Genomic DNA, 20,883 nt, shown 5'->3' with positions numbered 1-20,883 from the left:
AACACTGTATGGGCTTAGCATAACTAGGACAGGCCGTCTATTTTCCGGCTATTTCGGACTTTTTTACTACTAATTATTTAACACGCTCTTCTTCAATGGCCTTAACTGCCGCGTTCACTTGCATGGCCAGGCCTACGCGCCCCAGTTCAGCAGAGGCATGGCGGGGGTCTCCCCCATACATGCCCTCTGCCGCAGACGGAGTGCCAGAAGCCCGTAACGCACTTTCCCTTACCATTGAGGGGTCAACAGCCAGAAGCAGAGACGTATCACTTATATCGGCATGCATACCTACCTCACTCCCGTGCCCTTGCTGAGTAAGCCATTTTGCATACTGGTTGGTAATAGCGGTATAATAGTCTTTAATATAAAGCGCTTTTGCGTTTTTCCCCTGCCATTCATGGTTTAACGCTGTAGCCGCTTTTTCCATATATTTCTGGTACCCGCCGTGGTCTCCCAGAAATACAATATTTCTGAACCCCTGCACCTGAAAACTTTTGCCTATTGATACAAGGGTTTTCTCAAAAACATCAGGCGGCACGGTTATCGTGCCGGGAAAACGCATATGGGATGACCTGGGGTTGGTTGTACCCTCTGGCACATAGGCGACCACAGGCGCTACCAGTGTATGGCCCAGCTTTTGTGCAATCTGCTGTGACAGCGCCATAACACGCACATTATGCTTCCCGACAGCAAGGTACGGACCGCTTTGCTCTGTACCACCAATGGGCACAAGAATGGTCGTGGTACCCGCTTTCAAAGCTGATTGTATTTCTGTCCAGGTTTGCTGCTCGAACAAAACCTGTCCTGCCTGCTGTGCATGCACCGAAAAAGGCGAAAACAGAGCAGAGACACATAAAACCCTGGCAATGACTTTTTTTGAAATTATCATGTTATTTCTTTTTTCGTGTTGTTTTTTTTGCTGGCACTGATTTGAGAAGAGGTGCAAGAAAACGCCCCGTATAGCTCTCTGGGCAGGCCGCAATATCTTCAGGGGTACCTTCTGCAACAATCTGGCCACCGCCATCGCCGCCTTCTGGCCCCACATCTATCAACCAGTCAGCTGTTTTAATAACTTCCAGATTATGCTCAATCACAACCACCGTGTTCCCCTGGTCTACCAGGGCATGTAAAACTTCAAGAAGTTTCCGGACATCTTCCGTGTGCAACCCTGTTGTGGGTTCGTCCAGAATGTAAAGCGTGCGGCCTGTTGCCCGGCGCGCAAGTTCCTTAGAAAGTTTAACGCGCTGCGCTTCACCGCCAGAAAGGGTTGTCGCTTGTTGGCCAAGCGCCACGTAACCCAAGCCAACCTGCTGCAATATGGCCAACCTGTCCCGGATACGGGTTTGCGCAGAAAAATAGGGCAAGGCTTCATCCACGCTCATAGCCAAAACATCTGCTATGGATTTGCCTCTAAATTTAATCTCCAGTGTTTCACGGTTATAGCGTTTCCCCTTACAGGTATCGCACGTCACAAAAACATCTGGCAGGAAGTGCATTTCAATTTTGAGAACGCCATCCCCCTGACAGGCCTCGCACCGTCCGCCTTTAACGTTGAATGAAAAGCGGCCAGGCTTATAGCCGCGCGCCTTGCTTTCAGGCAGTTCGGCAAACCAGTCACGTATGGGGGTAAACAGATCAGTGTAGGTCGCCGGGTTAGATCGTGGTGTACGGCCAATGGGTGACTGATCAATATCGATAATTTTATCGAGCAGTTCTAACCCTTTTATGGATTTACAAGGTTCTGGTGATGTTGAAGACCCCATAAGTTCACGCGACAGGGTTTTGTACAATGTATCGATAACAAGTGTCGATTTTCCACTGCCGGAAACGCCAGTTACACAGGTAAATGTACCAAGCGGAAAACGTGCCGTAACATTTTTAAGGTTATGCCCACTTGCACCCTCCACAGTCAGAAGGCGTTTTTTGTCTATCGGCCTACGCTGAGCAGGGACTGGAATAACTTTTCGGCCAGAAAGATAAGCACCAGTAATACTTTCCGGCACTTTGGCAACCTGCTCCGGCGTACCGGTTGCAATCACCGTGCCACCAGTTACACCCGCACCGGGCCCCATATCAACCAGCCAGTCAGCGCTCCTTATGGCATCTTCATCATGTTCAACAACAATGAGTGTATTACCAAGCTTTTTAAGACGATCGAGAGTTCCAAGCAGGCGTTCATTATCACGCTGATGCAACCCGATGGACGGTTCATCCAGAACATACAATACGCCTGTCAAACCAGACCCGATCTGGCTTGCCAGACGGATACGCTGACTCTCGCCTCCAGATAACGTTGCCGAACTCCGTGAGAGAGTAAGATAATCCAGCCCGACATCATCCAGAAATTTCAACCGGTCCTGAATTTCTCGCAAAATACGTCGGGCAATTTCGGCACGTTGTGGTGTCAATGTCGGCAAAACACTTTCAAACCAGGACAGTGATTTTCCAATCGGTAAATCACATGCTTCTGAAATTGTCTTCTCCGCAACCTTAACGCATAATGCTTCCGGGCGTAGCCGTGCGCCATGACAAACATGGCATGATTTTTCAGACTGATACCGTGAAAGTTCCTCACGCACCCACATGCTATCGGTATTGGCAAGGCGGCGTGAAAGACTTTTCAAAACCCCTTCAAAAGGTTTTGTAACGGAATAGCTTTTTTTGCCATCTTTATAGGTGAAGGTTACATCTTCAAGAACACCATTTAAAATACCTGTTTGAGCATCCTCTGGCAGGTCTTTCCATGGCGTATCCATGCTGGTCCCGAAATGTGCAGCAAGGCTCTCCAATGTCTGGTCAAGCAGAGGAGACTTTGCATCCTTCCACGGTGCTATCGCACCTTTTTTCAAGGAGAGTGCCGGGTTGGGAACAACAAGTGCCGGGTTGAAAAATGTTTCCGTGCCAATGCCATCACAAGCCGGACAAGCACCTTGGGGCGCGTTAAAAGAAAACAGGCGCGGTTCTATTTCTTCCAGAGTAAAGCCACTTTCCGGGCAAGAAAAACGGGAAGAAAAAACCCATCTCTCAGCATCAGCTTTACTGTCTTTCAGCACTTCCTCGGCATAAACAATACCATCGGAAAGCTCCAGTGCTGTCTCAAAACTGTCAGCCAGTCGGGTTTCAATCCCTTCTTTGACCACAATTCTGTCAACCACAACCTCAATCGTATGCCGCAGCTTCCGATTAAGTGTGGGTACATCAGCAATTTCGTAAAGGTCTCCATCCACTTTAACACGTGTAAAGCCTTTACGCTGAAGCTCGGCCAGTTCCTTGCGGTATTCCCCCTTACGGTCCCGAATAACCGGAGCGAGCAGAAGCAGGCGTGTGCCCTCCGGCAACGCCAGCACCTTGTCAACCATTTGGCTGACGGTCTGGGCTTCAATGGGTAAACCTGTGGCGGGAGAGTACGGTATGCCTGCACGCGCCCATAGTAGGCGCATATAGTCATAAATTTCCGTCACAGTGCCAACGGTTGAACGCGGGTTCTTGGAGGTTGTCTTCTGCTCAATGGAAATTGCGGGAGACAGTCCTTCTATGGAATCCACATCCGGCTTTCCCATCAGTTCCAGAAACTGGCGAGCGTAAGCGGACAGGCTTTCTACATAGCGCCGCTGCCCCTCTGCGTAGATGGTATCAAACGCCAGGGAAGATTTACCCGACCCTGACAGGCCGGTCACGACTGTCAGGCTGTCACGCGGAATATCAATATCAACATTCTTGAGGTTATGAACCCGCGCACCACGGACGCGAATAGCTGATTGATCGGGGGGAAGGGTATTTTCCATCAGAATTTTCGCTGCCGTTCCTGTTTTGTCCTACTACCTGTTCTAGCGCTTCTCCAAAGGGTATGGAATGCTGTCAGGCATACTTAATAAGCTATATGGGCATGTTGCGTCGGAATTCCCATTGCACCCACGCCTTTCATTGACCATCTAGGACAACAAGGGCGGCAAACGCCGCAAAACGGGGAGCGGTTGCACAAAAACTCCCCACTGTTTTGAGTAAGGAAGACACCAGATGGACCATATTATCGGCCAGCCACGTCCTGAGACACAGAACGGTGCAACAGGGCAAGGGTCTGCCCCTGTTATTTCAGAAGGGTCTCAGGCCACATTCATGCAGGATGTGATTGAGGCCAGCCGTACGGTTCCTGTTCTGGTGGATTTCTGGGCGGACTGGTGTGGCCCCTGCAAACAACTGGCCCCGGTGCTGGAAAAGGTTGTAACCGCAGCCAAAGGCCGTGTGCGTCTGGTCAAGCTTGATATTGATGCCAACCGCGCTCTTGCAGCCCAGCTCTCGCAGGTTGGGTTGCCGCTTCAGTCCATCCCCATGGTTGCAGCATTCTGGAAGGGGCAGATCCTTGATCTGTTTCAGGGGGCATTGCCGGAAAGTGAAATCAAGAAATTTGTTGAAGGTGTTCTAAAAGCTGCTGGTGGCGGCACCTTACCCGCAACCGAACTTCTGGCTGAAGCGGATGTTGCGTTGGAAACCGACCAGCCGGACCGAGCCGCAGAACTCTATTCTGCCGTTATTGGGGAAGAGCCCGAAAACCCCAAGGCATGGGGCGGCTTGGTGCGCGCCCTACTGGCGCTGGATGATGAGGAAGCCGCCACGGCTGCCCTGGCGGATGTACCCGCCAAAATTACCGAGGCCCCGGATGTTGTTGGCGCCCGTGCCGCACTGGAGCTGAAAAAAGAAGGCAGAAAAGCCGCGCAGGAAATGGAAGGCGTGCGAGCCCGCCTTGCCGCCAACCCGGATGATTACGAAGCCCGATGTGAACTTGCGACAGCCCTTAACGCGGCCAACAAACGGATGGAAGCGGCAGATGAGCTCCTCAGCGTTATCAAGGCTGACCTGACATGGAACAATGGGGCCGCGCGCCAGCAGCTTCTGCGCTTTTTTGAAGCTTGGGGCCATATGGACCCGGCAACGCTTGCAGCACGCCGCAAGCTGTCTTCCCTGCTCTTTTCCTGATCTATAATTTTGGCATCCTACCTCCCCCAAGATGACGTGACAGATATCCCGCGGCATATTCCGCGGGTCTGTGACCTTACTCTGGCAGATATGCCTATTGAGCTGGGCCTGTTCCCGCTCAGTGGCGTATTGCTGCTACCGGGAGGGAAGCTCCCGCTCAATATATTCGAGCCGCGCTATATTGCCTTGATGGAAGATGCTCTGGCCTCCCACCGGCTTGTTGGCATGATCCAGCCTGTCTGGCGGGAAGAAGATGAGGAAACGCCAGAGGCCACCCCGCCTCTCTACAAAATCGGGTGTGTGGGCCGTATCACCTCCTTCACAGAACGCAGTGATGGCACTTATGCCGTGACCCTGACCGGCATTGCCCGCTTCAGGCTTTTGCGTGAGACAGAAATAGACAGGGGGTATCGCCATGCCCGCGTGGATGTCTCTTCCTTCGCGGCAGATTTGTCTGAACTGCCGTCCGCCCCATTTGACCGGCAAAAGCTGCTGGAGGCCCTGCGCCGCTATTTTCGGCAGAAAGGCCTTAATGCCCGCTGGTCGGTCATTGAACAGATGGGAGATGACATTCTGCTTGTCACCCTTCCCATGATCTGTCCTTTCCCTCCGGCAGAAAAACAGGCATTGCTTGATGCAGCCACCTTAACAGAGCGTGTGCGTGTGCTACAGATGTTGCTTGATCTGGCCGGGCCGGAAGATAATGGTCCGCCTTCGTAAATGATTTTGTAGGAATGCTCTTTATATGTCCGGTGCCCATACCCACGCCCCGCTTGACCCCCGCCTGCTGTCTCTGCTGGTCTGCCCCGTAACCAAAGGGCCACTGACCTATAATGCCGAGACAAATGAACTGGTCAGCCAGCAGGCCGGGCTTGCTTTCCCCATTCGTGACGGCATTCCTGTTATGCTGCCAGAAGAAGCCCGCCACCTGGAAGGCTGATACAGGACTGGGTGTAGCTTGCTCGTGATCCATCACTCCCCCTGCACCCAAACTGTTCCTGTTCGGTTCCGGCCGCGCGGGATTTGGCGCCGCTCACCTGTAACACTCTGCCTTGGGCTTGCCCTGCTTTCCTGCATCCCGTGCCTGACGGGATGCCACCGGGAAATTGAAGGTGAAAACATAGACCTGCCCCCAGAACGGCCTGGCCGCTTTATTCCGGAAGCTGCTCCAGCAGAAGCACGCCGCTCCAAGGAGGCGCAGGACCGCGAAGATCTGGCTGCGGCAAATGGTCAGAAACCGCCTGAGCCATCAAACCGTCCTGAAGACCGGTTTGAAGCACTCATGCCGTCCAACGCAACATCTGGCCCGCTTGAGTCTGGCGATGGTCATATGGTTATTCCACAAGCACAGCCCATATACGGCAAAGCACCGCAGACCACGCCACAGTCTCCACAATAAAACCGTCTGGCAGAGACTGTTCCCGGTATCTGCCAGAGTAATGCACCGTATTATCGTGGAACGAGCGGTCCTTCCGTTTTAACGCCACCCCGCCAGACCGCAGCAATCTGGTCTACTGCCGCAATATTCTGTGCGGGATCTGCCTCCAACACGACAAAGTCAGCCCGTTTGCCAGGTGCAATCATGCCTCGGTCGGACAGGCCCAGCAATGCCGCGGCCTGACTGGTTGCCAGCCGGAGGGCTTGCAGCGGGGTCAAACCGGCTTCTACCAGCAGGCGGAGTTCTCTGTGCTCAGCAAAACCGGGCAAACGGACCGGTGCCGCACCTGAGTCCGTGCCAAACCCTATATTCACACCCGCTTTATACAGAGCCAAAAGGTTCTGCTGGTTCATGGCTACAGCTTTGTGCGATGCCGCATCCAAAGGCGCTGTACGGGTTTTTTCCTGCCAGGCGGGGTCAGAAATCTGCCGGATAAGGTCTTCACTCAAAGCTGGTTTTAAAACCGGGTCCTGCAGCAGGGCTGGCTGTTCCGCAAACAGATAAGTCGCTTCATCCAGGCTGATAGTAGGTACATACCAGGCAGAATGAGACTTCATGAGGGTTATGAACTCACCATCCACAGGTTCATCTCTGACACCGTGAGCAATAATATCTGCTCCATCCGCGACCAACCGCTTGGCGTAGCGCAGATCATGAATATGAACAGCAACCCGCAAATGCCGGGCGTGAGCTTCCTGTATGACTGCCTGCCAGACCTCAGGTTTCATGACAGGCAATGGTTTGGCGGACGATACGCCATTCTTGAAATCATCAATCCAAAGCTTGACGAGGTCCGTGCCCTCAGCCGCCATCTTCTGGACAGCCTGTCGGCCTTCTTCTGCCGTGGCAGGCCTGAAGATCTGGTCCTTCCCGACTTTGACCATACCTTCAGGCGGCATCCCTCCGGGGGTGCCTATCCCTTGGTCCACGCCAAACAGGTCGGCCCCCTGTGTATTCTGATGTTGCTGCTGGCGGAGTTGGTCAAACAAAGGAGACTTGGTCAGCCCCAGCGCCGTAACCGTTGTCACGCCATACCGTGCATATTGCCCTAAAGCAGCCTGAATGATGGGAGCGGTGAAGTTGGCAGACCCAACCTGTGTGCCGGACACCACGCCTACATGGCTGTGGTCAGAAATAAGGCCGGGGATAAGCGTTTTCCCGCTCAGATCAGTATGGCGTGCCCCTTTAGGCACGGACACTGTGCCGCTTTTACCAACAGCGCGAATAACACCGTTCTGGATCAGCACATCCCTTTCAGGCTGCTCTGTAAGGGATGATCCATCAAAAACTTGCACATGCTCAAGCAGAGTAGTGTCCGATGGTGCTGCGTGGGTTACCCCTGCGCACCATACCGTCAGGCAAACACCCGCCAGTAGGGAAAAGGCATGTCCTTTGCAGGGCATGGGACTGAGAAAACCGTTTTTACGTTTCATTCTGCCTTATCACCTTTGTGCTCAGAACAGGGCTTAGTCGTCCTCCGCCCCTATTGGCGGGGCAAAGCGGCGCATACCGTCAGCCACTGCCATACCAAGAATACCTGCCATCATGCCCAGTGCCGTGGGGATGGCGCTCCCACCTGGCAATAGCCCCACCAGCACACTGCTGAGTGAACCAATACTAAACTGTAAGGTTCCCAACATGGCTGATGCGCTCCCGGCATGGTGACCATGATGGTAGAAAGACATGACAGTTGCATTAGGGCCAATAAAGCCAAGCGCACCTGTGATACTGGTAATAAGCGCACAGGTCAGGATGGGATGATGCTCGCCCGCAACCCCTATACAGGCCAGTACAACGAACACAGCGCCAATGACCAACGCCCAGAGCAAGGCACCTTCCAGCAATGCAGGCATGGCAACTTTATGCACCAGCTTACCATTGATCTGCGTGCCAAGAATAAACGCCGCTGCATTCACCCCAAAAAACAGACCAAATTGCGCTGAGGAGAAATGGAGCACCTGTTCAAACAAGACAGGAGCACTTCCCAAGTAAGCAAACATGACGAATGTTGAAAAGGTCGCAATAAGCGCATTTGCCCGGAACACTGGCTCCTGCAAAATGACAAGATAGCGCGCAGCAATACGGGTTGGAGAGAAGGGTATTCTGCGTTCCCTAGCCAGTGTATCCGGCAGGGTGAGGAGAATGCCCAGAATTGCCAGCACACCATACAGTGCGCCAACCCAGAAAATCCACCGCCAGTTCCCAAATTTCAGCACAATACTGCCAAAGCTTGGGGCAAGTACGGGCATTACGCCAAAAACCAGCGTCAATTGGGACATAATGCGCGCCCCTTTCTTGCCGGTTGCCACATCACGTACAATAGCCCGAGGGACAACGGCAGAGGCAGACCCCCCAACAGCTCCCAGAAAACGGCAGAGGCAGAACAGGTGATAGTCCTGCACAACAGCACACCCAGCGGATGCCACGGCAAAAATAGCCAGCCCCACTACAAGAGGGGCACGCCGTCCAAACCGGTCAGATAAGGGGCCTTGGGAAAACTGGCCAAAGGCCAGCCCAAGAAACCACGCAGCCAGCGTAAACTGGGCAGAGCCGGGACCGCCACCCAGATCCTGCTCCACTTCCGGGAAAGCAGGCAGGTACATATCCGTTGCAAGCGGACCAATACCGGTAACCAAACCCAACAGCACAATATGCCAAGCTGAAAACTGACGAGCCGGTGGTGCATGGGAGGAGGAAGAAGGCGTCATGCAACAGACCTGATGTGAAAAAAGGAAAATCTACCCTGCTCTTGGGTTAGTTCACCCCACCTTGTCCAGACTTTCCGTGCAAACAGGTGGCGCATACCACACACGCTCCATCCCCCCTGATAAATTTTGAACAGGGTGGGGAGGGATATTTTGGGACGGTATCCTGAGGCTAAAAGCTGCTGGCAGGGTGCAACACGCAAGCATGACAAAGCTTGAGACTTTGGATTTCTAATAAGAAATATATTTTATGAGAGAAGAAAACTGGTGGAGCCAATCGGGATCGAACCGACGACCTCTTGAATGCCATTCAAGCGCTCTCCCAACTGAGCTATGGCCCCACACTGTTTCAGGCAACATCCTTGGGTATGATGTGCGTGTGCTCGCTAATACAAGGCGTTGTGACAGCTTGCAAGCCCCTTTTTTCAGGAAAGTATGACCCCTCTGTCCCGCAAAGCGTGCAGGAGCGGGAAAAGCGGCAAGCCAAGAATAGCAGCATACTCGCCTTCAATGCGTTCAAACAAATGCAGCCCCGGCCCCTCTACCCGGTAAGCGCCTACGGAAGAGAGGCACCGTGTCCCTTCTTCCGCCAGATAGGCTTCCAGAAATAGGGATGAGAAGGCACGCATGGTCAGTTTTGGCTCTGCCACATGATGCCAGACCACTTGTCCCTGATGGCACACAACCACTGCTGTATGCAGCGTATGTGTCTGCCCCCTCAAAGCTTCAAGTTGCTGCCGCGCCGCGTTGATGGATGCAGGTTTGTCATAAAGCGTCCCGTTGCAGGACAGCACCTGGTCTGCGCCAATAACAAAGGCGTCTGGCTTCTGCACAGCCAGCGCTTTTGCTTCAGCCAGCCGGAGGGCAATTTCTGCTGCACTCCACCCTTCTGCACTGCCTTTTTGTTTAAGCTCGGTTTCATCTAGGTCTGGAGGCATGACAGAACAGGAAAGCCCTGCACTATTCAGCAGATGTCTTCTTGTAACAGATCCGCTCGCTAGTACTAGCAACGAATCACTGTTCTGTAATGGAGTCGGTTTCAGTACTAAATCTGTCATCGCTACGAGTCTCTTTCAGGTACTGCGTAAAATAGGGGCTGTGAGTACTGTCATGAGTACCGGGGTACATGTGGATTGTACGGCGATCATGACAACGGCGTACCGAGTACCGTGCACAACTCTCAAGACTCATGAACCGGTGAGTTGTACACAGCCTCTCTGTGGAGTTTTCTGGATAAGTCGAAAAATACCTTATTTCTCAAGCATCTGTAAACTGTACACACTGTGGGAAAGCTGGGGTACATTTTTGGAATGCTGGGTACCCCGTCATCCACAGTACCTACTACTCTCAACAATCATTTCTATCTCTTATTTTATATTTAAGGGGGCGTGGACAGCGTGGGAAAAGACGTGCAGGACTGCTGAGCATGAACAGCAACTCACACATCCCCTCCGCGAAACGCCTTCTCAGAACTCTGAATGGTGAGGCCCTGTGGCCCCCTCCGATGTGGTTGATGAGACAGGCCGGACGTTTTTTGCCTGAATTCCGCGCCATGCGTGCAAAGGCAGATTTTCTGACACGATGCATGACACCGGACATTGCAACAGAATTAACACTGCAACCCATCCGTCGGTTCGGGATGGATGGTGCCATTCTGTTTTCAGATATCTTGATCCTGCCTTGGGCTATGGGTCAGTCACTGGAATTTGTAGAAGGGAAAGGCCCGGTCTTGGGTGCCATACGCACAGCGCAGGACCTGGCAAAACTTGACCGTAACCGCATTGCCGAAGCAACGGCACCTGTTTTGGAAACTCTCAGCCGCCTGCACAAAACATTAAATGGTGTAGAAAATATTGGTGCCGCAAAGGCTGGCGCAACAACATTACTTGGTTTTACCGGCTCTCCCTTTACCGTTGCCTGCTACATGGTTGATGGCGGTAGCTCACGAGAGTTTGCCGTAACCCGCGACATGGCTTTTTCAGAACCAGCCTTGTTTGATAAGCTCATGGCTTTGTTGACAGAAACCACAGCAGATTACCTGTGCGCCCAGATAGAAGCTGGCGCAGAAGCGGTGATGTTGTTTGATTCCTGGGCAGGGCTGCTTCCGCCTTCTGAATTCCGCAAGCATGTCATTGCGCCAACACGGCAAATTGTAAAAACGATCAAGGCGAAACACCCCACAGTGCGTGTTATCGGTTTCCCGCGTCTTGGTGGTATGCTTGTGCCTGAATACGCCCGTGAAACTGGGGTTGATGTTGTAGCGCTTGATACCGGGGCTGATCTGTCTTTGGCGCGCACACTGATCCCTGAGCATATTGGGCTGCAAGGCAATCTGGACCCACTTGCCGTGCTGTCTGGCGGTGAAGCCATGCGGCGTGAAGCGTTAAGCGTGAGGAATGCTGGTAAAGGCCGTGCTCATGTCTTTAACCTTGGCCATGGCGTCTTGCCACAAACACCAGTTGAACATGTAGAAGAGCTGGTCAAAACTGTCAGGGAGACAGAATAATGGCAGCTCCACTCGCTCTTTCTCCGGATGGCCAGCTCAAGCTGGTCATATTTGATTGTGATGGGGTTCTGGTAGATAGTGAGGAAACCTGTTGCCGTATCAGTGCGGAAGAAGCCCGTGCTGCCGGAATGGATGTATCTGACAAAAATGCTGTTGCAACATTTTCCGGCATGGCACTCCCCTCCGTTAAAAAAATAATTGAAGAAAAAACAGGAAATCAATTACCGTCAGACTGGATTGACGCAACAAAAAAGCGTTTTGTCGCGGCTATGCGGCAAGGGGTGGAGGCCATTGATGGTGTTCACGCTATGCTTGAAGACATCAGGAAACTTGGTTTACCTGTAAGAGTTGGTTCTAATTCTTCCTGCGAAGAAATGGAAGCCAAGTTTCAGGCAACTAAAATGACGCAGTATTTTGAAAATCGTATCCATTCTGCACAAGATATGGGGATTCCAAAACCAAGGCCGGATGTCTATCTGTACGCAGCACAGCAGGAAGGCGTAAACCCTGCCAATTGTGTTGTGTTGGAAGATAGCAATACAGGCGCACGTGCTGCGGTAGATGCCGGTATGGTGTGTGTGTTACTGCGGGCTAAGGGTGAGCCTGTACCAGAATGGCCAAATCTTCTGGTTATTCATCATCTGTCAGAATTTGCGCCATTGTTACAAAAAACCTTGTTGAAGCAGGCAGAATTTCATGGTGTTTGAAGTCCTTCTCCCCTGGATGCGCTGGATTCTGGCCTTTCACGTCATGTCTGTGATGGCATGGATGGCAGGCATGTTTTATCTGCCGCGTTTATTTGTTTATCATTGTCAGGTTCAGATAGGTTCTGAGGAGAGCGCACGTTTTAAGATTATGGAACGGCGTCTTTTACGGGCCATTATCAATCCCGCCATGCTTGCAAGTCTTGTTTTTGGTGTGCTTTTGGTACTAACACCGGGGGGGGTAGATTGGCACGCAGGCTGGTGGCACTGTAAAATGACAGCCTTGGTCTTCATGTTTCTATTCCATGGTTTTTGTGCCCGCTGGCGTAAAGATTTTGAGCGTGACCAAAACAGTCATTCAGAACGATACTATCGTATTGCGAACGAAGTGCCGACCGTACTGATGATGATTATTGTTATTATGGTTATTGTGCGTCCGTTCTGATTTTTAGTGACAGAAACACAAAGGGTTAGAACAGGGCCGCACTGGTTTTAGTGCGGCCCTGTTTGTTTTAGATAAGATTTTGAGCTTTCAAAAGCCCAAAAGCAGCAAGCGTTACCATGCAGGTAATCTCATTTTTTCTTATCATATCTTCCACTTTTTCAAGTGAAAATGTATGGCAGGTTATGTCCTGTTCTGTTTCTTCCAGTTGTGTGGCACCTTGCGTCAGGTCTGTAGCCAGATAGACATGCCCTTTTTGGGTGGAATAGCCAGCACCCTGATACACAATACCTGCATGGTGCATGGCTCCGGCACTTAAACCGGTTTCCTCCCGCAATTCTCCTGCTGCAACTTCTGCGGGTGTTGCATCTGGGCGGGATTCCCACATGCCCATGGGTAATTCCCACAAACGCTGACCAATAGGGTAGCGATACTGGTTGATCAAAGTGATGGTCGGTTTGCCATTCTCATCCCGTCCAAGAGGGAGGATAACAACAAATTGACCGCGCTCCACCACGCCGTATAAGCCGTCTTTGCCGTTGGGACGACGAATGATGTCTTCCCTTACACGGGTCCATGGGTTTTCATAGGCAATGCGGGTAGACAGAACGAGGTAGCCGCCAGCGTCTGGCACGGGGTTGGTCATAAGGTGTCCTTGCTGCCTGTATGAAGTATGAGAGACGAATTTTGCAGTTTTTTCAGTCTCGAACCAGAAAAGACTGATCAGAATGCACAAAAGTAGTGCTGGTATTATCTAAGAGGGTTTTTTCATGCCTGCTGTGCCTGCGCGTCCGCCATCTGTAGTCAGAACCTTATGGGCGGTCGTGCTGTTCACGTTGCTTTGCTACATGGTCATAGGCCTGCAAATGGCGGTAACGCCTTTGTTTGTGCGTGAAAAACTGGGTTTTAGCTCTGCCATGGCAGGCTTTGCCGTGTCTGTTCAGTATTTAGCGACCTTTGTCACGCGTGTGGGGGTAGGGCGCAGAATTGACACGCAGGGTCCCAGATATGTTGTGCTGATAGGCCTTGTCGCCGGCGTATTGTGTGGGCTGTTCATAACGGCCGCAGCGTTACTGACAGCGTGGCCCACCATGGCGTTGGTATGCGTTTTTGTAGGGCGCATTATTCTTGGTTTTGCAGAAAGCTGGGTTTCAACGGCGGTCATTGTCTGGAACATTCGGCGCGTAGGGGCTGCCAACACGGCACAGGTTATATCCTGGAACGGGGTCTGTTCTTATGGGGGTATTGCTGTCGGTGCGCCCGTGGCAACTATGCTTTATCATAGTCAGTTCCCGTCAGTTTTGTCGGGTTATTGTGGCGTAGGACTTATGTGCACGCTGCTTATGCTTATAGGGCTTCCGTTAGCTATCAGGCAGCCTGCCGTTGCACCTCTTCCGGGCGTGCGTCCTCAATCCTTTTTTAAAACGCTTTCCAGTGTCTGGTCTTTTGGGCTGGCACTGGCAACTGGGTCTATCGGTTTTGGGGCTATCTCAGCACTTCTGGCCTTGTATTTTGCCGATAATCATTGGCATGGCGTTGCCACGGCGCTTGCGCTGTTTGGTATAGTGTTTGTGCTAACCCGCTTTGCTTTTACCAAACAGATCGCACGGCATGGTGGTGCCAGTGTGGCGGTGGCTTCTTTGCTGGTCGAGGCTTTGGGGCTGTCTGTTTTGTCGTGGGCTCCTACACCATTCTGGGCGTGTCTTGGGGCAGGGATAGCCGGTGCAGGATTTTCCCTTTTGTTTCCAGCACTTGGTGTTGGAGCAGTTGCACAGGTAGGGGCAGAAAACCGGGGTGCTGCCATAGGCGCGTTCTCGCTTTTTCTGGATATTGCTATTGGTGTTTCCGGCCCCCTGCTGGGGCTTATTATTCCGCGGTGGGGCTATGGCCCCATGTTTGAAATTACAGCTTTAGTTTGCCTGGCAGGTATGGCTCTTTGTCTTGTTCTAAAAAGCAAAGAGCGGGCGGATGCATCTGGTGTTGGTTAAAAGACCATGAGAGAATACAAAAAAGAAACGCAAGCAGGAGAAAATGGACATGCCGGTATCTGTTAAAGCTGTTGCCGTATTTTGCGGGTCACGCCTGGGGAATAACCCGCTGTACAAACAGGTTGCACAGAAGGCTGGTCAGGTGCTGGCACAGAAAAATATCAGGCTGGTTTATGGTGGTGGCGCACAAGGGCTCATGGGGGTTGTGGCAGACGCAACCTTACAGGCAGGGGGGCAGGTTACAGGTGTTATCCCCCATTTCCTGCATAAACGGGAAGTTATGCATGAGGGCGTGGCCGAACTGATCGTTGTGGATTCCATGCATGTTCGAAAGCAGATCATGTTTTCCCGTGCGGATGCCTTCTGGATATTACCCGGAGGCTTTGGAACATTTGACGAAATGATGGAAATTCTGACATGGAAGCAGCTTCAGCAGCATGCAAAGCCCATTATTATCGTCAACACAGCAGGCTGGGCTGATCAGGTAATCGCCATGCTGGATGCCGCAGTAACGCAAGGGTTTGCAACGGCTTCCGCACGCGGCAAAATAGAAATTGTCTCTGATATTGAAACTGCCTTGAAGCATAGCGAGACAGAACCAAAAACTCAGCCTGTGTCGATTGAGCAGTTTTAAGGACGAACAAGAGAAAACTGGAGCGGAAGCATATTCCCTCCGTTTCCACTCTTGCTAAAATGGCCTGAGGGCGCTATAGCCGCCGTCAGGTCGACGGAGTATAGCTCAGCCTGGTAGAGCACTGTGTTCGGGACGCAGGGGCCGGAGGTTCGAATCCTCTTACTCCGACCAAAAAAATCCATGAAATATAATATTATTGATACAAAGCAGGCGCGCTCCTCTTTGGCATCAGGCTATTCTGTAAGTATTCCAAAGACATACAATACAGAAATTGTGCCACGAGAAAGCCTTTAGACCTGTCTACAAGACCGTATTGATAAGGTTTCAGGGCTGAATTGTGTGGCACTTTGTGCACGACTGCCCCACGTTAAAGACTATCAAAGCACGAGAGACGGATTAAGAGGCCGCCTTATGTGGCTTCCGGATGTGGCCTTGAGGAGGGACACATGAAAAAACAAGCATCTTTCACATACCGTAGTGCGGCCATGCTCCTGCTGTCTTCAGCATTGGTCTGTAGTGCGCCGGCCTTTGCACATCCAGGGGGAGGTGGCGGAGGCGGTGGCTTTCATGGTGGTGGCCCAGGTGGAGGCGGCTTTGGCCCGCGTGGCGGTGGCCCTAGGTTTGGGCATTTTGGCCCTCCGGCAGGGGGGCGTTTTGGAGGTGGTCCCGGTGGCTGGGGTGGCGGCGGCTTTCGGCCTGGTTGGCGGGGTGGCCCGCCGGGTGGCTTTCGTGGTCCGGGCTGGGGAAGGCCTGGCTGGGGTGGCGGCCCACGATGGGGCGGCGGATACGGGTGGCGCGGCGGCCCTGGTTGGGGCTGGGGTGGCGGTTACCCGTTTTATAGCTGGTCATGGGGAGCCCCCGGCTGGGGCTGGGGCGCAGGCCCGTATGGTGGTGTCGGTTGGGGCTGGGGTTGGGGTGCCCCGTTCCTGTTTGGGTCGGCCGTTGGTCTGGCTTTAGGGAGTGCGGTTGCGGCGTCCTCCACGCCGGCTATTTATGCCGACCAAAGTTATTATGCGCCATCAAGCTACTATGCAGCGCCACAACAGCCCGTAGAAGCCCCAGGAGGCTCGTATTTGCAGGGAGAGGGGACATCATACCAGAATGTTCCCCCTCCGCCTTCTGCGGCCGCCCAAGGGGCGGATGTCGTGCATTGTAGTGCAGGCAAGTTTTTCAATACGCTCACAGAAAGCTGTGACGCTCGCTAACAGCATCACGCACTGACTATGGCGTGCCACACTAGAAAAGAGGGGAGGATAGGCTTGGGCTTATCCTCCCCTCTTTGTATTTCACCCGCCGTCATATTACATTACGGGACAGTATTGAAAAAATGAGATGGGACAAGGTGTAAGGTGCAAGACGGCAAGCGCAAAATACGGTGGCGGCAAAGTGGCTTCTGGATCAGTTTTCTATGCGCCGTGCCATGTGCCCGCATGGCTCTGGCCGCACCACCGGACCCACAAAGCATTTTTGCCCCGTTGAGCTACCCGCAGCCGGTCAATGCTTACCATTCAGGCAGCGGCGCACCCGGCCCGCTGGCATGGAAAAACAAAGCAGATTACTCCATTCACGTTACCATAGATCCAGCCACGCACACTCTGTCTGGCACGGAAGTTCTGACCTATACCAACAATAGCCCTGACGCTTTGTCCTCTCTATGGGTCCAGTTGGATCAGAACATGTATGGGCCAGCGTCCAGAGCATCGTTTGCTGCGCCGCAATGGTTACGGCACCACACGTCCGGCCTGTGCCTGGATGCGGTTCAAAATATCTCGTCAGATGGAAAAGACGTACCAGCCAGGACTGTTGTTTCGGACACAAGGCTTCAGGTTGTTTTGCAAAGCCCTGTTGCACCAAAAGGCGGCACTGCAAAGCTCAAGATTTCCTGGCATTACTCAATCCCAGGTGAGTGGGGAGGGCGCACAGCCTACAGTCACAATAAGACCGGAGAAGTCTTTGAGATTGCCCAATTCTACCCACGCATGGCTGTTTATGATGATGTAAGAGGGTGGGATACGGAGCCGTATTTGGGGCAGGAATTCTATCTTGATTACGGAGATATAGAGTACAGTGTGACTGTTCCCAAAAACTTTCTGGTTGTTGGGAGTGGGGCTCTGGTCAACCCGCAAGACGTTTTGACAGACACAGAAAGAACACGACTGGCACAGGCAGCGCAGAGTGAGAGCCGTGTCATGATCCGCACAGCGGAAGATCTTCTTGCAGCACAGCACCCCACACAGGCCACCCAGACCTGGCACTTCACTATGGCCAACACGCGGGACGTGGCGTTTGTCGCTTCTCCGGCCTTGCTGTGGGACGCCGCCAAACTCGACCTTCCTGCACAAGAGGGAGGGAATAACCAGCCGCGTCTGGCCATGTCTGTGTACCCTATTGAATCCGTTGGAAAGGAAAAATGGGATCGCTCAACGGAATACGTCAAACACGCCATAGAATATTTCTCACAAAAGTGGTTTCCGTATCCTTGGCCTAACGCCATTAATGTTGGTGGGCATGGTGCAGCTATGGAATATCCGGGCATAGTGTTTGACGGCAAAAAAGATGCCGGAGCGGAGCTGTTCTGGGTTACCACACATGAACTGGGGCATGACTGGTTCCCAATGATTGTAGGCTCAAATGAACGCCGCGCTGCGTTTATGGATGAGGGGTTCAATACCTTCATTGATGCGTATGCATCGGACCATTTCAACAAAGGTGAATTTGCGCCAAAGCAGGATGTGGAGTTTGCCCCCAAAACGGGTAACCCGGCTGACGATATTGTGCCTGTTTTGCAGGACCCCGCCGCGCCAAGCCTGATGACTGAGGCTGACCTTATCCCTGAAAAATACCGCCACAGCATAACCTACTTCAAGGGTGCCTACGGGCTGAAATTACTGCGGGAGCAGATTCTGGGGCCAGAGCGTTTTGACCATGCCTTCAGGCAGTATATTGCCCTGTGGGCCTATAAACACCCAACACCGTCCGACTTTTTCCGTGTTATGGAAAGTGAGGGGGGAGAAAATCTGTCTTGGTTCTGGCGGGGATGGTATTTCAAAAACTGGGCCCCCGACTATGCAGTGGGTGCCGTTGCTTCTGTGAAAAATGATCCCGCCCACAGCACCGTTGTGCATGTGTTTAATAAAGGCTGGTTACCGTTGCCAGTCGTACTGGCAGTGACATGGGCGGATGGAAGCACCACCCGCACCACGATCCCAACAGAGGCGTGGTATCAGAAAAACGAGGTGAGCCTCATAGTGCCAGGGCGGCAGGCCATACGCTCCGCTATACTGGACCCGGATCACGTTATTCCAGACATTAATCGCGGCGATAATAGTTTTGTGGGCAAGGTTAAAACAGAAATACAGGCCCTGCCGGAAGACGGCATTGTTGTGCCAGTAGAGGCCGCAGGCACCGCAGCACGAGGGATAAGCGGGAAATAAAACCCCGCTCAAAGATCATTTTTTGAAAGATGGCAGGGTGGCTTCTTCAAGGGCAAGAAGCCACTTTTTATCATCAACGCCACCATCGCCAGAATACCCGCCAAGCCCATGCCGCGCCACAACACGGTGGCATGGTATAAGAATGGGAATAGGGTTGCGGCCCACGGCCTGCCCAACAGAGCGGGCGCTACCACCCACAGAGTGGGCAAGGGCCTGATATGTCGTGACTGTCCCTACCGGGATGGCACACAAGGCAGCCCATACTTTTTGCTGGTAGGGTGTGCCAAAGGCCTCCAGAGGGAAGGGACATGCCCCAAGGGCTTTGGGGTCATCAAACCATTTGTCCAGCCAGTCCCGTGCGTCACACAGCAATGGTGTTTCCGTCTGGTCCCGGCCCCAGCCCCAATCAAGAGAAATGATCTTACCATCTTCTTCTGACAAAGTGAGTGGCCCGAGTGGGGAATGAAGTGAGAGCTGAGGCATGGCAGATTGGTCCGTAAAAGGAAAAATAAGTATGGCGCCTATAGTAGGAGGACGTACCCATTAAGACCATGCTTTAATGCGAGGCTATGTATGTGACCATTTAAGGGCTACGCCTGAGCCTTATTCTGTTTTAGAACCCGCTCGACACACATTCCTGCACGCTTTGCACGCAAGGTAGAACAACCGCAGCAAAGCGCATACAGAAATGACAATAACCACCATGTGGAAGGAGTAATGCACTGATGGGATATGAAAACGAAGGAACCATTTTTGCACTTTCCACCGGCTTGGGGCGTGCCGCCATTGCCGTAATGCGTGTGAGTGGAGCAGAGAGTAAAAACCTGCTGACACGCCTGTGTGGGGATGTGCCCCCGCCCCGCCATGCGGCGCTGCGTAAGCTCTGGCAGGATGCAGGTACAAAGGAAAACTTGCTAGATGAAGCGCTCGTCCTGTGGTTTCCCGGCCCGAAGAGTTATACGGGTGAAGACGGTTTTGAACTTCATCTTCATGCAGGCCCTGCGGTTATTAAAGCGGTAGCAGAAGCCCTTGTTGCCTACGGAGCACGACCTGCAGAACCAGGCGAATTCACCCGTAGAGCCTTCACGAATGGCCGTATGGACCTTGTTGAAGCTGAGGGGATTGCGGACCTTGTTGAAGCGGAAACAGAGAGCCAGCGCAAACTGGCGCTAGCTCAGTCAGACGGTGTTTTGAGCAAACTCTATCAGAACTGGGCTGACAGGCTTAAGCATGTTCTGGCGCATCAGGAAGCCCTGATTGACTTTCCGGACGAAGACCTTCCCCCCGAAGTCGAGCAAGGTTTACTGACAGAAATTAACACCCTGATTAACGCCATGCAGACCCATATTCGGGAAGGGGAACGCGGGGAGCGTATCCGGCGCGGTGTGGTATTTGCTATCGCAGGCCCTCCAAATGCAGGCAAATCCAGCCTGTTGAATTGGCTTGCGGACCGTGACGCGGCTATTGTTTCTCCCGTAGCCGGGACGACGCGAGATGCCATTGAGGTCAACGGTAGCCTTGCAGGGGTGCGTGTAACATTTGTAGATACTGCCGGCATGCGCGAAACTGAGGACGCGATAGAAGCTGAGGGTGTGAAGCGTGCGCTGTTTCACGTGAAACAGGCCGATTGCGTATTGCAGATGTTCCCTGCGGATGATCAGCCAAAAACCATATTTCCGGGCGCCGTACTCATAGGTAACAAAACAGACCTTGGGCCTGTGCCGGCAAAAGTGCTAGGGGAGACAGTAGTGCCCATTAGCCTTCAGTCAGGCGAAGGGCTTGAGGCATTGCGTCAACTGCTTGAACAGAAAGTTGAGGCTTTGACAGCGCGGTCTTCTTTCGGCGCTCCGTTGTTAACACGTGCACGCCATAAAGCCGGTGTGCAGGAGGCGGTTGCCTGTTTGCAGGCGGCTTTAGCACAGGATTGGCCGGAAATGCGTGGGGAGGAACTTCGCCTTGCCATGCGCGCCCTGGGGCGTGTGACCGGACATGTTGGTGTGGAAGATTTGTTAGATGCTGTGTTCGGGCAGTTTTGCATTGGCAAATAAGTTTTTTGAA

Annotated in this window: 19 protein-coding genes and 2 tRNA genes; 13 read left to right on the top strand and 8 right to left on the bottom strand. The window is 52.8% G+C overall.

Annotated elements, in window-relative coordinates; translation table 11 throughout:
• Positions 1 to 73: 73 nt before the first annotated feature.
• The gene (locus Abci_RS09890; RefSeq protein ID WP_048838985.1) at positions 74 to 889 is read right to left on the bottom strand and encodes a creatininase family protein; all 816 of its coding nucleotides are present in this window, start codon (positions 887 to 889) and stop codon (positions 74 to 76) included.
• Position 890: 1 nt separating this feature from the next.
• A complete protein-coding gene (gene uvrA, locus Abci_RS09885) occupies positions 891 to 3,785 on the bottom strand; it encodes an excinuclease ABC subunit UvrA (protein WP_048838984.1) in 2,895 nt (964 codons plus the stop codon).
• Between the two features lie 232 nt (positions 3,786 to 4,017).
• On the opposite strand from uvrA, the gene Abci_RS09880 reads away from it, so the two are divergent.
• The 4 genes from Abci_RS09880 (at position 4,018) to Abci_RS09865 (ending at position 6,373) form a co-directional block, all read left to right on the top strand.
• On the top strand, positions 4,018 to 4,974 hold the full coding sequence (locus tag Abci_RS09880) for a thioredoxin family protein (protein ID WP_048838983.1): 957 nt from the start codon (positions 4,018 to 4,020) through the stop codon (positions 4,972 to 4,974).
• A 90-nt stretch (positions 4,975 to 5,064) separates the two neighbouring features.
• A complete protein-coding gene (locus Abci_RS09875) occupies positions 5,065 to 5,694 on the top strand; it encodes an LON peptidase substrate-binding domain-containing protein (RefSeq protein WP_371861390.1) in 630 nt (209 codons plus the stop codon).
• A gap of 25 nt (positions 5,695 to 5,719) precedes the next feature.
• The gene (locus tag Abci_RS09870; protein WP_048838981.1) at positions 5,720 to 5,914 is read left to right on the top strand and encodes a Trm112 family protein; all 195 of its coding nucleotides are present in this window, start codon (positions 5,720 to 5,722) and stop codon (positions 5,912 to 5,914) included.
• Between the two features lie 24 nt (positions 5,915 to 5,938).
• Positions 5,939 to 6,373: a hypothetical protein gene (locus tag Abci_RS09865; protein WP_244877651.1), complete on the top strand. Its 435-nt coding sequence runs from the start codon at positions 5,939 to 5,941 to the stop codon at positions 6,371 to 6,373.
• Between the two features lie 50 nt (positions 6,374 to 6,423).
• On the opposite strand, the gene Abci_RS09860 is transcribed toward Abci_RS09865, so the two are convergent.
• The 4 genes from Abci_RS09860 to Abci_RS09845 form a co-directional block, all read right to left on the bottom strand.
• Positions 6,424 to 7,845 carry an amidohydrolase family protein gene (locus tag Abci_RS09860; protein ID WP_244877639.1) on the bottom strand — a complete coding sequence of 474 codons (1,422 nt, stop codon included), beginning with the start codon at positions 7,843 to 7,845 and terminating at the stop codon, positions 6,424 to 6,426.
• Between the two features lie 33 nt (positions 7,846 to 7,878).
• The gene (locus Abci_RS09855; protein WP_048838980.1) at positions 7,879 to 9,120 is read right to left on the bottom strand and encodes a multidrug effflux MFS transporter; all 1,242 of its coding nucleotides are present in this window, start codon (positions 9,118 to 9,120) and stop codon (positions 7,879 to 7,881) included.
• Positions 9,121 to 9,382: 262 nt separating this feature from the next.
• Positions 9,383 to 9,458, bottom strand: a tRNA-Ala gene (locus Abci_RS09850).
• 84 nt (positions 9,459 to 9,542) lie between these two features.
• Entirely contained in the window at positions 9,543 to 10,175 is a 633-nt protein-coding gene (locus Abci_RS09845; RefSeq protein WP_048838979.1) for a Maf family protein, read from the bottom strand.
• A gap of 368 nt (positions 10,176 to 10,543) precedes the next feature.
• On the opposite strand from Abci_RS09845, the gene hemE reads away from it, so the two are divergent.
• Genes hemE through hemJ form a run of 3 tightly spaced genes read left to right on the top strand, consistent with a single transcriptional unit; the run spans position 10,544 to position 12,772 of the window.
• A complete protein-coding gene (gene hemE, locus Abci_RS09840; RefSeq protein ID WP_048838978.1) occupies positions 10,544 to 11,623 on the top strand; it encodes a uroporphyrinogen decarboxylase in 1,080 nt (359 codons plus the stop codon).
• Entirely contained in the window at positions 11,620 to 12,330 is a 711-nt protein-coding gene (locus Abci_RS09835) for an HAD family hydrolase (RefSeq protein WP_084597612.1), read from the top strand. The genes hemE and Abci_RS09835 overlap by 4 nt, the downstream gene beginning before the upstream one ends.
• Positions 12,320 to 12,772: a protoporphyrinogen oxidase HemJ gene (gene hemJ, locus Abci_RS09830; RefSeq protein WP_048838976.1), complete on the top strand. Its 453-nt coding sequence runs from the start codon at positions 12,320 to 12,322 to the stop codon at positions 12,770 to 12,772. The genes Abci_RS09835 and hemJ overlap by 11 nt, the downstream gene beginning before the upstream one ends.
• A 67-nt stretch (positions 12,773 to 12,839) precedes the next feature.
• Here hemJ and Abci_RS09825 read toward each other — a convergent pair whose 3' ends face one another.
• Complete coding sequence (locus Abci_RS09825; RefSeq protein ID WP_048838975.1) at positions 12,840 to 13,415, bottom strand: NUDIX domain-containing protein; 576 nt, start codon at positions 13,413 to 13,415, stop codon at positions 12,840 to 12,842.
• A 124-nt stretch (positions 13,416 to 13,539) separates the two neighbouring features.
• Here Abci_RS09825 and Abci_RS09820 point away from each other — a divergent pair, with 124 nt between their 5' ends.
• From Abci_RS09820 to Abci_RS09800, 5 genes are all read left to right on the top strand, one after another.
• On the top strand, positions 13,540 to 14,757 hold the full coding sequence (locus tag Abci_RS09820; RefSeq protein WP_048838974.1) for an MFS transporter: 1,218 nt from the start codon (positions 13,540 to 13,542) through the stop codon (positions 14,755 to 14,757).
• A gap of 49 nt (positions 14,758 to 14,806) precedes the next feature.
• Entirely contained in the window at positions 14,807 to 15,391 is a 585-nt protein-coding gene (locus Abci_RS09815) for an LOG family protein (protein WP_048839144.1), read from the top strand.
• 94 nt (positions 15,392 to 15,485) lie between these two features.
• Positions 15,486 to 15,562: transfer RNA gene (locus Abci_RS09810), tRNA-Pro, on the top strand.
• 275 nt (positions 15,563 to 15,837) lie between these two features.
• The gene (locus Abci_RS09805) at positions 15,838 to 16,596 is read left to right on the top strand and encodes a hypothetical protein (RefSeq protein ID WP_084597611.1); all 759 of its coding nucleotides are present in this window, start codon (positions 15,838 to 15,840) and stop codon (positions 16,594 to 16,596) included.
• A gap of 225 nt (positions 16,597 to 16,821) precedes the next feature.
• Positions 16,822 to 18,825, top strand: a complete 2,004-nt coding sequence (locus Abci_RS09800) for a M1 family metallopeptidase (RefSeq protein WP_084597627.1) — start codon at positions 16,822 to 16,824, stop codon at positions 18,823 to 18,825.
• Positions 18,826 to 18,840: 15 nt separating this feature from the next.
• Here the strand turns inward: Abci_RS09800 and Abci_RS09795 are convergent, their stop codons facing one another.
• Positions 18,841 to 19,308: a methylated-DNA--[protein]-cysteine S-methyltransferase gene (locus Abci_RS09795; protein ID WP_048838972.1), complete on the bottom strand. Its 468-nt coding sequence runs from the start codon at positions 19,306 to 19,308 to the stop codon at positions 18,841 to 18,843.
• 242 nt (positions 19,309 to 19,550) lie between these two features.
• On the opposite strand from Abci_RS09795, the gene mnmE reads away from it, so the two are divergent.
• Positions 19,551 to 20,873 (top strand): tRNA uridine-5-carboxymethylaminomethyl(34) synthesis GTPase MnmE, encoded by a 1,323-nt coding sequence (mnmE, locus tag Abci_RS09790; RefSeq protein WP_048838971.1) that lies wholly within the window; start codon positions 19,551 to 19,553, stop codon positions 20,871 to 20,873.
• The last annotated feature ends 10 nt before the right edge of the window (positions 20,874 to 20,883 follow it).

It is taken from the genome of Acetobacter cibinongensis (assembly GCF_000963925.1).
Classification (GTDB): domain Bacteria; phylum Pseudomonadota; class Alphaproteobacteria; order Acetobacterales; family Acetobacteraceae; genus Acetobacter; species Acetobacter cibinongensis.
Note: the sequence above shows the minus strand (reverse complement) of the source record. Positions and strands in the feature narration are given on the sequence as shown.

Coding starts and splice junctions, on each gene's coding strand:
- Abci_RS09890 (WP_048838985.1), bottom strand. CDS start 889: ATGATAATTTCAAAAAAAGTCATTGCCAGGGTTTTATGTGTCTCTGCT.
- uvrA (WP_048838984.1), bottom strand. CDS start 3,785: ATGGAAAATACCCTTCCCCCCGATCAATCAGCTATTCGCGTCCGTGGT.
- Abci_RS09880 (WP_048838983.1), top strand. CDS start 4,018: ATGGACCATATTATCGGCCAGCCACGTCCTGAGACACAGAACGGTGCA.
- Abci_RS09875 (WP_371861390.1), top strand. CDS start 5,065: ATGCCTATTGAGCTGGGCCTGTTCCCGCTCAGTGGCGTATTGCTGCTA.
- Abci_RS09870 (WP_048838981.1), top strand. CDS start 5,720: ATGTCCGGTGCCCATACCCACGCCCCGCTTGACCCCCGCCTGCTGTCT.
- Abci_RS09860 (WP_244877639.1), bottom strand. CDS start 7,845: ATGAAACGTAAAAACGGTTTTCTCAGTCCCATGCCCTGCAAAGGACAT.
- Abci_RS09855 (WP_048838980.1), bottom strand. CDS start 9,120: ATGACGCCTTCTTCCTCCTCCCATGCACCACCGGCTCGTCAGTTTTCA.
- Abci_RS09845 (WP_048838979.1), bottom strand. CDS start 10,175: ATGACAGATTTAGTACTGAAACCGACTCCATTACAGAACAGTGATTCG.
- hemE (WP_048838978.1), top strand. CDS start 10,544: ATGAACAGCAACTCACACATCCCCTCCGCGAAACGCCTTCTCAGAACT.
- hemJ (WP_048838976.1), top strand. CDS start 12,320: ATGGTGTTTGAAGTCCTTCTCCCCTGGATGCGCTGGATTCTGGCCTTT.
- Abci_RS09825 (WP_048838975.1), bottom strand. CDS start 13,415: ATGACCAACCCCGTGCCAGACGCTGGCGGCTACCTCGTTCTGTCTACC.
- Abci_RS09820 (WP_048838974.1), top strand. CDS start 13,540: ATGCCTGCTGTGCCTGCGCGTCCGCCATCTGTAGTCAGAACCTTATGG.
- Abci_RS09815 (WP_048839144.1), top strand. CDS start 14,807: ATGCCGGTATCTGTTAAAGCTGTTGCCGTATTTTGCGGGTCACGCCTG.
- Abci_RS09805 (WP_084597611.1), top strand. CDS start 15,838: ATGAAAAAACAAGCATCTTTCACATACCGTAGTGCGGCCATGCTCCTG.
- Abci_RS09800 (WP_084597627.1), top strand. CDS start 16,822: ATGGCTCTGGCCGCACCACCGGACCCACAAAGCATTTTTGCCCCGTTG.
- Abci_RS09795 (WP_048838972.1), bottom strand. CDS start 19,308: ATGCCTCAGCTCTCACTTCATTCCCCACTCGGGCCACTCACTTTGTCA.
- mnmE (WP_048838971.1), top strand. CDS start 19,551: ATGGGATATGAAAACGAAGGAACCATTTTTGCACTTTCCACCGGCTTG.